The organism is Streptococcus timonensis (assembly GCF_047460355.1).
Classification (GTDB): Bacteria; Bacillota; Bacilli; order Lactobacillales; family Streptococcaceae; genus Streptococcus; species Streptococcus timonensis_A.
The window spans coordinates 314,604-328,696 of record NZ_JASHGL010000001.1; the positions used below are offsets into that span (position 1 = coordinate 314,604).

The following is a 14,093-nucleotide window of genomic DNA, read 5'->3' on the forward strand; positions in this document are numbered from 1 at the left end:
AATTCGTTAGAATTCGATTTCGTCGTCCCACCTCCGCACAGTTGAGTAGGGCTGTAAAAGCTGATGAAATCAGCGTAGTAGAGCCCACTCAACCACTGCGTCTTGCTCGACAATCCAAATACAATTGAGAGGCTAGGACTTTTGTCCCAGCCTCTTTTTAAATATACTATAGATAACGTTCTGCAACAGCAGCATCACCTGGGTAGGTTTCTTTCTTACCTTGGATGATTTGGTAGCAATCAGCACCTTTACCAGCGATAATGACAGCATCCAGTTCTTGACTTGTAACAGACATAGCAGCCTTGATGGCTTGCTCACGGTCTGCAATCTTTTCAACAGGATGATGGATATAACTACTGATTTCATCTGCAATGGCCATTGGATCTTCATAGTTTGGATCGTCAGCCGTAAGGAATACTTGAATTTCAGGATGTTGATCGAGGAGAAGTCCAAAGTCCTTACGACGGCTTTCTCCCTTGTTTCCTGTTGATCCGAGCACTAAAGCAATCTTTCCAGTCTGATGTGTTTCAACGACTGAGATCAATTTCTTCAAGCTATCACCATTATGGGCGTAGTCGATGAAAACTTTTGCGCCATTTTTCTGAGTGAGGACTTCCATGCGGCCAGGGACACGAGTAGTAGCAATCCCTTTTTTAATGTCATCCAGACTAGCACCTAAACGAAGGCAGGAAAGTCCAGCTGCGACAGCATTTTCTTGGTTAAAATGTCCAATCAACTGGATATCATAATCGCCAGCTAATTTACCAGTAGCTGAGAAACTAAAGGCTTTGGAATTTTCGATTTGGTTAACAGATTGGCTACCGTAGAAGTCATGTTCTTGATGTTCTACTTGTTCTTTCAAGATTGAAAAATGGTCCATATCACTATTAATGACAACTGCTCGGCTATTTTTCATCAAGAGGCGCTTGTGGTAGAAGTAGTCTTCAAAGGTTGGATGCTCGATAGGTCCGATATGGTCTGGGGTGATGTTTAGAAAAACTCCCACGTCGAAAGTTAAACCATACACTCGATTTACCAGATAGGCTTGGCTGGAAACTTCCATTACCAGATGGGTTCTACCATTCTTAACCGCTTGAGCCATCATATCAAAGAGATCAATATTTTCAGGTGTTGAGAAGGAAGATTTAAAGAAAGTCTTGCCGTCTAAAGTTGTATTCATTGTCGACAAGAGGGCTGTTGGGTAGCGTTGAGACAAGATATGATAGGCAAAGTAAGCCGCTGTTGTTTTTCCCTTGGTTCCTGTAAAGGCTAGAATTTTAAGTTTATCCTGCGGATTACCATAAAATTCCATGGCAAGCAAACTCATGGCCTTTTTGATATTGTTAACAACAATAACAGGAATACCAACTTCATAATCCTGCTCAGCCACGTACCAACCAAGCCCTTGTGCGATAGCTGAAAATAGATATTCTTTTTTAAAGGCAACTCCTTTTGCAAAAAATAGAGTATTTTCTTTGGTTGTTCGGCTATCGTAACTGATGTTGTCAAAAATAACATCGTTGTAGTTGTAGTGGTAATGTCCTTGGTTGATAATCTCACGGAAGAGACCATCTTTCTTTAAAATATCTAATATAGTTTCAATCTTTATCATACTTTCTATTGTAAACCGAAAGTCTGAATTTTACAAGTAACAAGGAAAAGTTTATAATGGAAGTTAAGGAACTTTTTCTACTTGTTAAGAATGAATGAGGAATCTATGTCTAATGAAAATAATCACCAGCAGGCCCAGATGTTACGAGGGACTGCTTGGTTAACAGCTAGTAATTTTATCAGCCGCCTGCTCGGGGCTATTTACATCATCCCTTGGTATATTTGGATGGGAACTTATGCAGCCAAGGCAAATGGACTTTTCACCATGGGTTATAATATCTATGCTTGGTTCTTGCTGATTTCAACAGCAGGGATACCTGTGGCTGTGGCCAAGCAAGTTGCTAAATATAATACCATGCATGAGGAAGAACATAGTTTTGCCCTGATTCGGAGTTTCCTAGGCTTTATGACAGGGCTTGGTGTGGTCTTTGCTTTAATCTTGTATCTCTTTGCTCCTTGGTTGGCAGATTTATCGGGTGTAGGAAGTGAACTTATCCCAATCATGCAAAGTTTGGCTTGGGCAGTATTGATTTTCCCATCCATGAGTGTAATTCGTGGATTTTTCCAAGGGATGAATAATCTCAAACCTTATGCCATGAGTCAAATTGCTGAGCAGGTTATCCGTGTGATTTGGATGCTCTTAGCAACCTTTATCATCATGAAGCTCGGTTCAAAAGATTACCTAGCAGCAGTTACCCAGTCTACCTTTGCAGCTTTTGTGGGAATGGTTGCTAGTTTTGCAGTCTTGATTTATTTCCTTTACAAAGAAGGCTTGCTTCAAAAAGTTTTTGAAACACGAGATAAGATTGATAGTAAGAGTCTTTTGGTTGATACCATTAAGGAAGCTATTCCTTTTATCTTGACTGGTTCGGCTATTCAACTTTTCCAAATCTTGGACCAAAATACCTTTATCAATAGCATGAAGTGGTTTACCAATTATAGTAATGAAGACTTAATTGTCATGTTTTCTTATTTCTCTGCCAATCCTAATAAGATCACCATGATTCTCATATCGGTTGGGGTTTCGATTGGTAGTGTGGGCTTACCACTTCTGACAGAAAACTATGTCAAGGGTGATTTGCAGGCAGCTGCTCGTTTGGTGCAAGATAGTATCACCATGCTTTTCCTATTCTTATTTCCTGCAACAGTTGGAGTGGTGATGGTAGGAGAGCCCCTTTATACAGTTTTTTATGGTAAACCAGATAGTTTAGCAATGGGCTTGTTTGTCTTCGCTGTCTTACAGTCGACTATTCTTGGTTTGTATATGGTCTTGTCACCAATGCTACAGGCAATGTTCCGTAACCGCAAGGCAGTCTTGTATTTTGTTTATGGCTCAATTGCTAAGATTGTTTTACAATTACCATCGATAGCTATTTTCCATAGTTATGGTCCTTTAATTTCAACGACTATTGGTCTTATAATTCCAAATATCTTGATGTATCGAGACATTTGTCAAGTTACCGGACTTCAACGTAAATTAGTTCTGAAACGAACAGTCTTAATATCTATTTTGACAGTAGTTATGTTTGTTGTAGTTGCTCTGGTACAGTGGGGAATTGGCTTTTTCTTCCAGCCAAGTGGGCGTTTATGGAGTTTCCTCTATGTGTTGTTAATCGGTGCTTTGGGTGGAGGACTTTATATGGTAATGAGTCTTTGTACCCGACTCCTTGATAAGGTTATCGGAAAAGCAAAAGCAGATCAACTACGTGCTCGTTTAAAATTAACCTAATATTTTATAAATAAAATGAATGATTTGAATTTTTATCTATAAAAATGTTCAAATCGTTCATTTTTTATTAAAAAAATAGGATAAAATATAAAATTTGTTGAAAAAAATCTATAATTTGGTAAAAATTAGATAAAATTGCTTGACTAAAAAAAACATTAGCTGTATAATGATACAAATATTTAAATTTGGAGGTTCTGTTTATGAAAAAGTCTAAGGCAAAATACCTGACGTTAGCAGGCGTCGTCTTAAGTGCTGGTTTGCTTCTGGGAGCTTGTGGTAATTCGACTAGCTCTTCTAAAGTATACAACTATGTATACGCAAGCGATCCTTCTAGTTTGAACTATCTCATAGAAAACCGTGCAACTACTGGTGATGTTGCTACAAACTTAGTGGATGGTTTGATGGAAAATGACCAGTATGGAAATTATATTCCTTCATTGGCAGAAGATTGGACTGTATCCCAAGACGGTTTGACATATACTTATAAACTTCGTAAGGATGCTAAATGGTATACCTCTGAAGGTGAAGAGTATGCTCCTGTTACTGCACAAGATTTTGTGACAGGATTGAAATATGCTGCGGATAAAAAATCTGAAGCTTTGTACCTCGTACAAGATTCTGTTGCTGGTTTAGATGATTATATCAACGGAAAAACAACAGACTTTTCAACAGTTGGAGTTAAGGCTATTGATGACCAAACAGTTCAATATACCTTGACAAAACCAGAACCTTATTGGAACTCAAAAACAACTGCGACCATTCTATTCCCAGTTAATGCTGATTTCTTGAATTCCAAAGGGGATGATTTTGGTAAAGTGGATCCAGCAAATCTTTTGTACAACGGTCCATTTATTCTCAAATCATTCACCTCTAAATCTGTCATGGAATACAAGAAAAATCCAAATTACTGGGATGCAAAAAATGTATTTGTAGATGAAGTTAAATTGACCTACTATGATGGTAGTGATCAAGATGCCTTGGCACGTAACTTCATGGAAGGGGTTTACAGTTACGCTCGACTCTATCCGAATAGTTCGAGCTTCGAAGGGATTAAGGAAAAGAACAAAGATAATATTATCTACAGCATGCAAAATGCCACTTCTTTCTACTTTAACTTTAACCTAGATAGACAATCTTATAACCATACTTCAAAAACAAGTGATGCGGAAAAGACAGCTCAACAGGAAGCAGTCTTGAATAAATCTTTCCGTCAAGCCATTAACTTTGCCTATGACCGTACTGCTTATGGTGCCCAATCTCAAGGGGAAGATGGAGCAACTAAGATTGTCAGAAACTTGCTCGTTCCACCAACATTTGTAACTCTTGAAGGAAAAGACTTTGGTGATGTGGTTGCTTCTAAGATGGTTAACTACGGTCAAGTATGGGAAAATATGAATTTTGATGATGCCCAAGATGCTTACTACAATGCCGATAAGGCCAAAGAAGTCTTTGCTCAAGCCAAGAAAGAATTGGAAGCCAAAGGTGTTCAATTCCCAATTCACCTGGATTTACCGGTTGACCAAACCTTTAAGAAGGGTGTGTTAGAGGCAAGTTCTTTCAAACAATCGATTGAATCTGTCCTAGGTGCAGAAAATGTGGTCATTGATATTCAAATGTTGACTACTGATGAAATGGATAGTATTGGTTATCTAGCCAATACAGCTGCTCAAAAGGACTATGACCTCTACAACGGTGGTTGGGGACCTGACTATCAAGATCCATCAACATACCTTGATACCCTTAGCTTAACAAGTGGTGGCTCACTACAAAACCTCGGTTTGGAACCAGGAGAAACCAATGCCAAAGCAACTGCTGTTGGTTTGGATGTCTACACTAAGATGTTAGCAGAAGCCAATGCTGAACAAGATTTGACAAAACGTTATGACAAATATGCAGAAGCTCAAGCTTGGTTGGTGGATAGCTCTCTTGCAATTCCAAATGTATCTCAAGGTGGAACACCTACATTGAGAAGAACTGTACCATTCTCATCTGCTTTCTCTCAAGCAGGAAACAAGGGTGTTGAATCATACAAATACGTTAAATTGCAAGATAAGGTTGTCACAACGGCTGAGTATGAAGAAGCTAGACAAAAATGGCTGAAAGAAAAAGAAGAATCTAATAAAAAAGCCCAAGAAGAATTAGCTAAACACGTTAAATAATCAGTCTATTCAACAGGAAAAACGATAGTTTCTCAGGAAGCTATCGTTTTTATATAGTTTGAAACTATAACTAGCTCTTGAAAACAAGAAAACGAAGGATCCAAAATAAGTGGTACAATAGTTACTATAGATTTGGAGGTAAAGTATGAGCAAATCATTTCACATCAACACAATTTTAGCACAAGCAGGTATTAAGTCTGATAAGGCAACAGGTGCTTTGGTTACACCTATTCACTTTTCAACGACCTATCAACATCCAGAATTTGGTCAATCAACTGGATTTGACTATACACGCACCAAAAACCCAACTCGTAGCAAGGCAGAGGAAGTTTTGGCAGCTATTGAATCAGCCAAGTATGCTTTGGCGACTAGTTCAGGTATGGCAGCTATTGTCTTGGCCTTTAGTATCTTTCCAGTAGGAAGTAAAGTTTTGGCAGTCCGTGACCTTTATGGTGGTTCTTTCCGCTGGTTCAATCAAGTGGAGCAAGAAGGACGTTTCCACTTTACCTTTGCCAATACAGAAGAAGAGTTGATTGCTGAGCTAGAAAAGGATGTAGATGTACTCTATATCGAAACGCCAACCAACCCTTTGATGTTAGAATTTGATATTAAAAAATTGGCTCAATTGGCTCATGCTAAAGGGGCGATAGTTGTGGTGGATAATACTTTCTACACTCCGATTTATCAACGTCCGATAGAAGAAGGAGCTGATATTGTCCTTCATTCAGCTACCAAATACCTTGCAGGACATAATGATGTCTTGGCAGGTGTAGTTGTGACTAATAGTTTAGAACTATATGAGAAACTTTTCTACAATCTCAATACGACAGGGGCTGTCTTGTCACCATTTGATAGTTATCAATTGATTCGTGGTCTAAAAACCTTGTCGCTTCGCATGGAACGTTCTACCGCTAATGCGCGTGAAATTGTATCCTACCTAAAGCAATCACCTGCAGTCAAAGAAGTCTTGTATACAGGTCGCGGGGGAATGATTTCCTTTAAAGTAGCAGATGAGAAGCGTATCCCTCATATCTTAAACACTTTGAAAGTATTCTCTTTTGCTGAAAGTCTGGGTGGTGTTGAAAGTCTGATTACCTACCCAACCACTCAAACCCATGCAGACATTCCTGCAGAGGTTCGTCATTCTTATGGATTAACAGATGACCTTTTGCGCTTGTCTATTGGTATTGAGGATGCAAGGGACTTGATTGAAGATTTGCATCAAGCTTTGGAAGGATAAGACTATGGGAAAATATGATTTTACGACTTTGCCCAATCGTTTTGGACATCATACCTATAAATGGAAAGAAGCAGAGAGTGACCGTCAAGTATTGCCGGCCTGGATTGCTGATATGGACTTTGAAGTCTTACCTGAGATTCGTCAGACTGTACATGACTATGCTGAGCAATTAGTCTATGGCTATACCTATGCTAGTGATGGCTTGATTGAAGCAGTTCAAAACTGGGAGGAAAAACACCATGGTTATCGCTTTGATAAGGATGCCCTAGTCTTTATCGAGGGAGTGGTACCAGCCATTTCAACAGCTATACAAGCTTTTACCAAAGAAGGGGATGCAGTTTTGATTAATACACCTGTTTACCCACCTTTTGCTCGTAGTATCAAACTCAATCATCGCAAATTAGTTAATAACTCTTTGGTGGAGAAGGATGGTCTTTTCGAGATTGACTTTGACCAACTGGAGAAAGACTTTGTAGAAGAAGATGTGAAACTCTACATTCTCTGTAATCCTCATAATCCTGGTGGACGGGTTTGGGAGAAAGAAGTTTTGGAAAAGATTGGACAACTGTGTCAAAAACATGGTGTCTTGCTAATATCTGATGAGATTCACCAAGATTTAGCCTTATTTGGAAATAAGCACCAGTCATTCAATACTGTAAATGAAGATTTTAAAGAATTTTCACTGATTTTAAGCAGTGCTACCAAGACCTTTAACATTGCTGGGACCAAAAATTCTTATGCCATCATTGAAAACCCAAAATTGAGAGCAACATTCCAAAAACGTCAGCTTGCTAATAACCAACATGAAATCTCTGGTTTGGGTTATTTGGCCACAGAAGCAGCTTACCGTTATGGTCAGGACTGGTTGATTGAACTGAGAGAAGTGCTTGAAGACCATATCAATTATGTAGTGGATTTGTTTGCTAAAGAAACCAAGATCAAGGTTATGAAACCGCAAGGAACTTATCTGATTTGGCTCGATTTTTCAGCTTATGATCTAACTGATAAGGGCTTGCAGGAGCTTCTAAAAGAGGAAGCCAAAGTTATCCTCAACAGAGGCTTGGACTTTGGTGAAGAAGGAGCCCACCATGCCCGTTTAAATGTTGCTATGCCTAAGTCAGTATTAGCAGAAGTCTGTCAACGAATAGTTACATGCTTCTCAAAACTTTAAGAAAAAGCCTTCTAGTAGAAAAGTCTTCCTAGAAGGCTATTTTGATGGGGAGAAATGTGGTATAATTAAGGGATAAAGTAAAGGGGAAACTATGGCAAAATTGATTCCAGGAAAGATTCGTATTGAGGGAGTTGAACTCTATGAATCTGGCAAAATTGAAATCATTAAAGAAAAAAACAATCGCCTCTATGCGCGTGTGGCAGAAGAAGAAATTCGTTATAGTCTAAATGATGAGCTAGTCTTTTGCGCTTGTGATTTTTTCCAGGAACGAAACTACTGTGTTCATTTGGCGGCCCTAGAACATTATCTAAAAAATGATAGTAAAGGCAAAGAAATTTTAAGAAGTTTGGAATCTGGGCAGGAGGAGTTAGAAGAAGTTGAAACTCAGGTGAGTTTAGGAGGTCAGTTCTTAAAAGCTATACAAAGTCCTAACTTTTTAAAGACCTATCAACTCTCTGCTCAAGGTCAGGTTGAGATTGGAACAAATCGGATTATCTGGACTCTAAAAATTGCAGAAGCTCCCTTTGATAAATTTTACGTCATTCGCGATATTCCTCTTTTCTTGAAGATTGTGGTCAAAAGTAAGCCTTATACAATTGGGAAACATTATGAATCGTCTCTAAATTTTTCTCAGTTTGATAAAAGTAGTCAAAGTCTTTTGCATTTCTTACTAGGAACTCTTGAGGAACAGACAGAAAATAGTCTCTTTTTCCCAAATCAGGGGCGACACCTCTACTTTCCATTGTCATTTGTTGAACAAGGCCTATCCTTGTTGATGGACTTGGATGAATTTGAATTTGAACATCAGATAAGGACTTACCGCCATCTTATCTTTCAGGATTTCACTGCTGAAGCAGGTCTCTTTTCTTTTTCTATTCAAGAGAAAACTACTTACTATGAGATGGAAATTCTTGAACAAGAGCGGATTAATTTCTTCTATCAAGGCCAGGTTTTGTTTTCAAAAGGGACTTTTTATCTCTTAACAAAAAACCAAGCAGCTTTATTGGCGAAACTTAAGAAACTGCCTTTAGATACAAAAGGTAGAAAGATCCTACAGTTCGATACCAGTGATCGGGATCTATTAGCTTCTTGTCTGGGACAGTTTAAAGATCTAGGGGAAGTTCTAGCTCCAGAAAGTCTGCAGATTAAAACTTTCCGCCCTTCCTTTCGTTTTACTAGAGAAGAAGATGGTACACTCTGTTTAGAGATGGAGTTTGATTACGACTCTTGTCTAGTAACTAATCGTAAGGAATTGGAGAACTTGCCCTTTGCAAGCGACATCCAACTTGAAAAGAAAATTTTCCAACTAGCCTTGTCTGCTGGATTTGAGGCAGATTTTAAATCTTGGCGTCAAAATCTCAAGGTGGAAGCAGTTTATTCATTCTTTCATAGGATTCTTCCAGCGTTTGAAGCACTTGGAGACGTAGAGATTTCTGAAAGTCTTCAAGACATCTATCAAGTCCAAAGGCCCCAGATTCAGATTTCTTCCATAGGTAACCTTCTCGACATCCGCTTTGATTTTCAAGATATTTCGCAAGAAGATATTGATCTGGCTATGAAAGCTCTGGCTTCTCATCAAGATTTTTATATCAGTTCATCTGAACAGATATACTTTTTTGACGAGGAGACCAAAAAGATTCGTCGAGATTTAGAAGACTTGGGAATCGAAGAAAGTGGGAGTGGTTCTTTTCGAGCTCGTAAATCTCTGGCCTATACATTAGCTCAGCTGTTTGACAATCAAGATCAGATATCTCTGACCGAGGAATTTGTACACTTGGCGCGTAATTTGACTCATCCAGAGGAATTTCCTTTGCAACAGGTCCATATTCAAGCAGATTTGAGGGATTATCAGAAAAAAGGAATCCAGTGGTTGCAAATGCTTCATCACTACGGTTTCGGAGGGGTCTTAGCAGATGATATGGGGCTAGGAAAAACCTTACAAAGTATTGCCTTTTTAAGTAGTCAACTTACGGAGGATAGTAGGGTCCTCATTCTTGCTCCGTCTGGTTTGATTTATAACTGGGCTGAAGAATTTAAAAAATTTGCTCCTCAGCTAGATGTTGTTGTCGTTCACGGCTTAAAAACTCATCGAGAATCAATCCTATCTGAAGAACATCAGATTTATGTCACCAGTTATGCCACTTTTCGCCAAGATAGCGAAATTTACCAGCAAATGACTTTTAGTTTTCTCTTTTTAGATGAAGCACAAGTCATGAAAAATGCTCAAACCAAGATTGCTCAGACCTTGAGACAGTTCGTTGTTCCATCAGTTTTTGCCCTCTCAGGAACTCCTATTGAAAATCATCTAGGAGAGCTATGGTCGATTTTTCAGATTGTGTTGCCAGGGCTCTTACCATCCAAGAAAGAATTTATGAAACTGTCCGCCGAACAAGTGGCGCAATTTATCAAGCCTTTTGTCATGAGACGAAAGAAAGAAGAGGTTCTGACAGAGTTACCTGACTTAATTGAGGTTGTATACAAAAATGAACTAGAGGACCAACAAAAAGCAATCTACCTCGGTCAGTTGCAACAGATGCAACAACGCTTGTCGCAAGTTACATATTCTGAATTTCAGGGAAATCGAGTGGAGATTTTAACAGGCCTCATGCGCTTGCGTCAGATTTGCGATACACCGGCCTTGTTTATGGAAAATTATGAGGGCACTAGCGGGAAACTGGATAGTTTGCGTGACCTGCTGACTCAGATTGCAGAAAGTGGTCATCGTGTTTTGATCTTTTCTCAGTTTCGAGGCATGTTGGATCTCATCGAAGAAGAATTGCCAAAACTGGGCCTCAGTTCTTTTAAGATTACAGGTTCGACACCTTCAAAAGAAAGACAGGAGATGACTAAATCATTTAACGACGGTTTGCGACATGTCTTTTTAATCTCTCTGAAAGCAGGAGGAGTTGGTCTCAATCTTACGGGTGCAGACACGGTTATTCTAGTTGACTTATGGTGGAATCCAGCAGTAGAATCTCAAGCAATTGGCCGTGCTCATAGAATGGGTCAAGAACAAAAGGTTGAAGTTTATCGACTTGTAACTCGGGGAACCATTGAGGAGAAAATTCAGGAATTACAGGAACAGAAAAAAAATCTGGTTACAGAAGTTTTAGATGGAACAGAGTCTCGTGCCAGTCTAAGCTTGGATGAAATTCGAGAAATTTTAGGAATTTCATGAGCCAAGACTTGAAAAATCAAGACATTACGCTATAATGGAGTATTGAAAGGGAATAAAAATGATGCAAAAGAGATTTCCAATAGTGTCAGATGACGAAATCATGCTGACAGAAATGCCAGTTATGGATTTATATGATGAGTCAGATTTTATCAGCAATATCAAAGGTGATTATCAAGATAAAAATTACATGGAATGGTCACCTATTGCTGTAGAAAAGAAGTCTTCTTCTCAAGTGGGGGGAGTAGTAACTGAAGCAAAAGAAAAGTCTTATGCTGAACTCGCTCGCGAGCAAGCTCGTGCTGATTTGAAAAGAAAACGCTCAGCAACTTACTTGACTCAGGATATCAGCCATAACAGACGTCATAAAACTTCTACTGTGGCGAAATCAGCAACTAATCCTACAGCTCCTTTCCAAAAGGAAAATCCTGGAGAGTTTACTAAGTTCAGTAAAAAACTAACTCAAAACCACTATATCTTAGCTGAAACGACAAGTCAGAAACAAACAATTATGGAAACAGAAAATCCTGTTCCAAAGAAAAATAATTATGATTTTTTGAAGAAAAGTCAAATTTACAATAAAAACGAGAAGCAAACAGAAAAAGAACGCAAAGTTGCTCAAGAACTTAACTTGACAAAAATGACTGAATAAAGGGGAATAAGATGGCAAAAACCTATCATTTTATCGGAATCAAAGGATCAGGTATGAGTGCCTTGGCCTTAATGTTGCACCAAATGGGACATAAGGTCCAAGGATCTGACGTAGAAAAATACTACTTTACACAACGTGGACTTGAACAAGCAGGAATTCCTATTCTTCCTTTTGATGAAAAGAATTTGCAAGGTGAATTAGAAATTATCGCTGGTAATGCCTTTCGTCCCGATAATAACGTTGAAATTGCTTATGCAGACCAGAACTCTATAAGTTATAAACGTTACCATGAATTCCTTGGTAGCTTTATGCGTGACTTTGTTAGTATGGGTGTGGCCGGTGCCCATGGTAAGACTTCTACAACTGGAATCTTGTCACATGTGTTATCCCATATCACTGATACTAGTTTCTTGATTGGTGATGGAACTGGTCGTGGATCTGAAAATGCCAAGTATTTTGTCTTTGAATCAGACGAATACGAACGCCATTTTATGCCATATCATCCAGAGTATTCTATCATTACTAACATTGACTTTGATCACCCGGACTACTTTACCAGTCTAGAGGATGTCTTTAACGCCTTCAATGATTATGCCAAACAAATTACAAAAGGATTATTCGTTTATGGTGAAGATAAGGAGTTGCGTAAAATTACTGCAAAAGCTCCGATTTACTATTATGGTTTTGAAGAGAAGAATAATGACTTTGTAGCTAGCGACCTACTTCGCTCTACAACTGGTTCAACCTTCACAGTTTCTTTCCGTGGAGAGAACTTGGGACAATTCCATATTCCAACCTTTGGTCGTCATAATATCATGAATGCGACAGCGGTAATTGGTTTGCTTTATACAGCTGGATTTGACTTGGACTTGATCCGTGAACACTTGAAGACATTCTCAGGAGTAAAACGTCGTTTTACTGAGAAGGTTGTTAACGACACGGTTATTATTGATGATTTTGCTCACCATCCAACTGAAATCATAGCAACTTTGGATGCTGCTCGCCAGAAATATCCAAGTAAGGAAATCGTAGCTATTTTCCAACCGCATACCTTCACTCGTACAATTGCCTTGTTAGACGATTTTGCTCAAGCCTTAAACCAGGCTGACGCAGTTTACCTAGCGAAAATCTATGGGTCAGCTCGTGAAGTAGATCATGGTGATGTTAAGGTTGAAGATTTAGCTAATAAAATCAATAAGAAAAACCAAGTCATTACTGTAGAAAATGTATCTCCACTTCTGGACCACGACAATGCTGTCTATGTCTTTATGGGAGCTGGTGATATCCAAACTTATGAATACTCATTTGAGCGTCTCTTGTCTAATTTAACAAGCAATGTTCAATAATGAATAAGATGGAATTTCCAATATCAATTCGGGAGGTTGAAAAGACAGATTTAAACCAAATCTGTTTGATACGAGAAAGTAATTCACTTCCCAACGAAAAAAATCATCTAGAAATTGTAGAAGAACGTATCCGTAATTATATGGATACGTTTCTCTTAGTTTGTCTTGATGAGCAGGTAATTGGTTACCTCTGTGGCGCAGTAGCAACAGAGGTAACCAATCAGGAAGAACAGAGCAAAACCAAAGCAAACTCACCCTTAACAATTTTAGAGCTGGCAATTTTAGCAGACTATCATTGTCAAGGTTTTGGTACTCTTTTACTAGCTGCTTTCAAAGAAAAGAGTTACGAGCAAAATCGACCTGGGATTTCAAGCCTTTGTCCAGATAAATTGATTTCTTATTTTGAAATGAATGGATTTATTGAGGAAGGAATGGAAGAAGATGAAACCTCAAGTCAAATGAGCTTTCGAATGTTTTGGTCAAATCCCTACTACCAGGAGGAAGTATGATTATTAGACAAGCAAGGGTTAGTGATCTGGACCGGATTTTAGAGATTGAGTTGGAAAATTTTTCCATCGAAGAAGCCATTACTCGTTCTGTATTTGAAGCTCACCTGAGAGAAATCAAGACCAGTTTTTTAGTGGCTGAAAAAGAGGGGAAAATCTTAGGCTATATTGAAGGACCAGTGGTACCCCATCGTTATTTACAAGACTTATCATTTACAGAAGAAATCAAAGACCACAGTCATCGAGAAGGGGGCTATATTTCTGTAACCTGCCTTTCTATAGCTAAGGAAGCCCAAGCTTTAGGCTTGGGACGTAAATTGCTGACCGCATTAAAAGAGGTAGCCCTAGAACATGAACGAGAAGGGATCAATCTAACTTGTCATGATTATCTGGTTCAATACTACGAAAAGCATGGATTTATTAATGAAGGGGTATCCAAATCTCAGTTTGCTGGTGAAATATGGTTTGATATGGTTTGGGAAAATAAGAAAAAAGCATAAGAAT

The 14,093-nt window shown here is 38.7% G+C and carries 10 protein-coding genes; 9 read left to right on the plus strand and 1 reads right to left on the minus strand.

Translation table 11 applies throughout. The features are described 5' to 3' along the window. Positions 1-166: 166 nt before the first annotated feature. Complete coding sequence (locus tag QM941_RS01510; protein ID WP_414338076.1) at positions 167-1,612, minus strand: UDP-N-acetylmuramoyl-L-alanyl-D-glutamate--L-lysine ligase; 1,446 nt, start codon at positions 1,610-1,612, stop codon at positions 167-169. Positions 1,613-1,717: 105 nt separating this feature from the next. Between QM941_RS01510 and QM941_RS01515 the strand changes: the two genes are divergently transcribed. The 9 genes from QM941_RS01515 (at position 1,718) to QM941_RS01555 (ending at position 14,089) form a co-directional block, all read left to right on the plus strand. Beyond that, the gene (locus QM941_RS01515) at positions 1,718-3,340 is read left to right on the plus strand and encodes a putative polysaccharide biosynthesis protein (RefSeq protein WP_414338079.1); all 1,623 of its coding nucleotides are present in this window, start codon (positions 1,718-1,720) and stop codon (positions 3,338-3,340) included. Positions 3,341-3,540: 200 nt separating this feature from the next. Next, positions 3,541-5,499, plus strand: a complete 1,959-nt coding sequence (locus QM941_RS01520; protein WP_414338082.1) for a peptide ABC transporter substrate-binding protein — start codon at positions 3,541-3,543, stop codon at positions 5,497-5,499. A 145-nt stretch (positions 5,500-5,644) separates the two neighbouring features. Continuing rightward, the gene (locus QM941_RS01525) at positions 5,645-6,739 is read left to right on the plus strand and encodes a cystathionine gamma-synthase (protein WP_414338084.1); all 1,095 of its coding nucleotides are present in this window, start codon (positions 5,645-5,647) and stop codon (positions 6,737-6,739) included. A 4-nt stretch (positions 6,740-6,743) separates the two neighbouring features. Next, positions 6,744-7,910, plus strand: coding sequence for a MalY/PatB family protein (locus QM941_RS01530; protein ID WP_414338087.1), 1,167 nt, complete (start codon positions 6,744-6,746; stop codon positions 7,908-7,910). Between the two features lie 91 nt (positions 7,911-8,001). Continuing rightward, complete coding sequence (locus QM941_RS01535) at positions 8,002-11,088, plus strand: DEAD/DEAH box helicase (protein ID WP_414338088.1); 3,087 nt, start codon at positions 8,002-8,004, stop codon at positions 11,086-11,088. A 58-nt stretch (positions 11,089-11,146) separates the two neighbouring features. Beyond that, positions 11,147-11,737 carry a cystathionine gamma-synthase gene (locus QM941_RS01540; RefSeq protein WP_414338090.1) on the plus strand — a complete coding sequence of 197 codons (591 nt, stop codon included), beginning with the start codon at positions 11,147-11,149 and terminating at the stop codon, positions 11,735-11,737. An 11-nt stretch (positions 11,738-11,748) separates the two neighbouring features. Next, positions 11,749-13,083, plus strand: a complete 1,335-nt coding sequence (murC, locus tag QM941_RS01545) for a UDP-N-acetylmuramate--L-alanine ligase (RefSeq protein ID WP_414338092.1) — start codon at positions 11,749-11,751, stop codon at positions 13,081-13,083. A gap of 8 nt (positions 13,084-13,091) precedes the next feature. Then, on the plus strand, positions 13,092-13,592 hold the full coding sequence (locus QM941_RS01550; protein WP_414338094.1) for a GNAT family N-acetyltransferase: 501 nt from the start codon (positions 13,092-13,094) through the stop codon (positions 13,590-13,592). Further along, complete coding sequence (locus QM941_RS01555) at positions 13,589-14,089, plus strand: GNAT family N-acetyltransferase (RefSeq protein ID WP_414338096.1); 501 nt, start codon at positions 13,589-13,591, stop codon at positions 14,087-14,089. The genes QM941_RS01550 and QM941_RS01555 overlap by 4 nt, the downstream gene beginning before the upstream one ends. Positions 14,090-14,093: the final 4 nt, after the last annotated feature.

Bases quoted from the DNA above. Each gene is read 5' to 3' on its own strand.
- QM941_RS01510 (WP_414338076.1), bottom strand. From the start codon at position 1,612: ATGATAAAGATTGAAACTATATTAGATATTTTAAAGAAAGATGGTCTC.
- QM941_RS01515 (WP_414338079.1), top strand. From the start codon at position 1,718: ATGTCTAATGAAAATAATCACCAGCAGGCCCAGATGTTACGAGGGACT.
- QM941_RS01520 (WP_414338082.1), top strand. From the start codon at position 3,541: ATGAAAAAGTCTAAGGCAAAATACCTGACGTTAGCAGGCGTCGTCTTA.
- QM941_RS01525 (WP_414338084.1), top strand. From the start codon at position 5,645: ATGAGCAAATCATTTCACATCAACACAATTTTAGCACAAGCAGGTATT.
- QM941_RS01530 (WP_414338087.1), top strand. From the start codon at position 6,744: ATGGGAAAATATGATTTTACGACTTTGCCCAATCGTTTTGGACATCAT.
- QM941_RS01535 (WP_414338088.1), top strand. From the start codon at position 8,002: ATGGCAAAATTGATTCCAGGAAAGATTCGTATTGAGGGAGTTGAACTC.
- QM941_RS01540 (WP_414338090.1), top strand. From the start codon at position 11,147: ATGATGCAAAAGAGATTTCCAATAGTGTCAGATGACGAAATCATGCTG.
- murC (WP_414338092.1), top strand. From the start codon at position 11,749: ATGGCAAAAACCTATCATTTTATCGGAATCAAAGGATCAGGTATGAGT.
- QM941_RS01550 (WP_414338094.1), top strand. From the start codon at position 13,092: ATGGAATTTCCAATATCAATTCGGGAGGTTGAAAAGACAGATTTAAAC.
- QM941_RS01555 (WP_414338096.1), top strand. From the start codon at position 13,589: ATGATTATTAGACAAGCAAGGGTTAGTGATCTGGACCGGATTTTAGAG.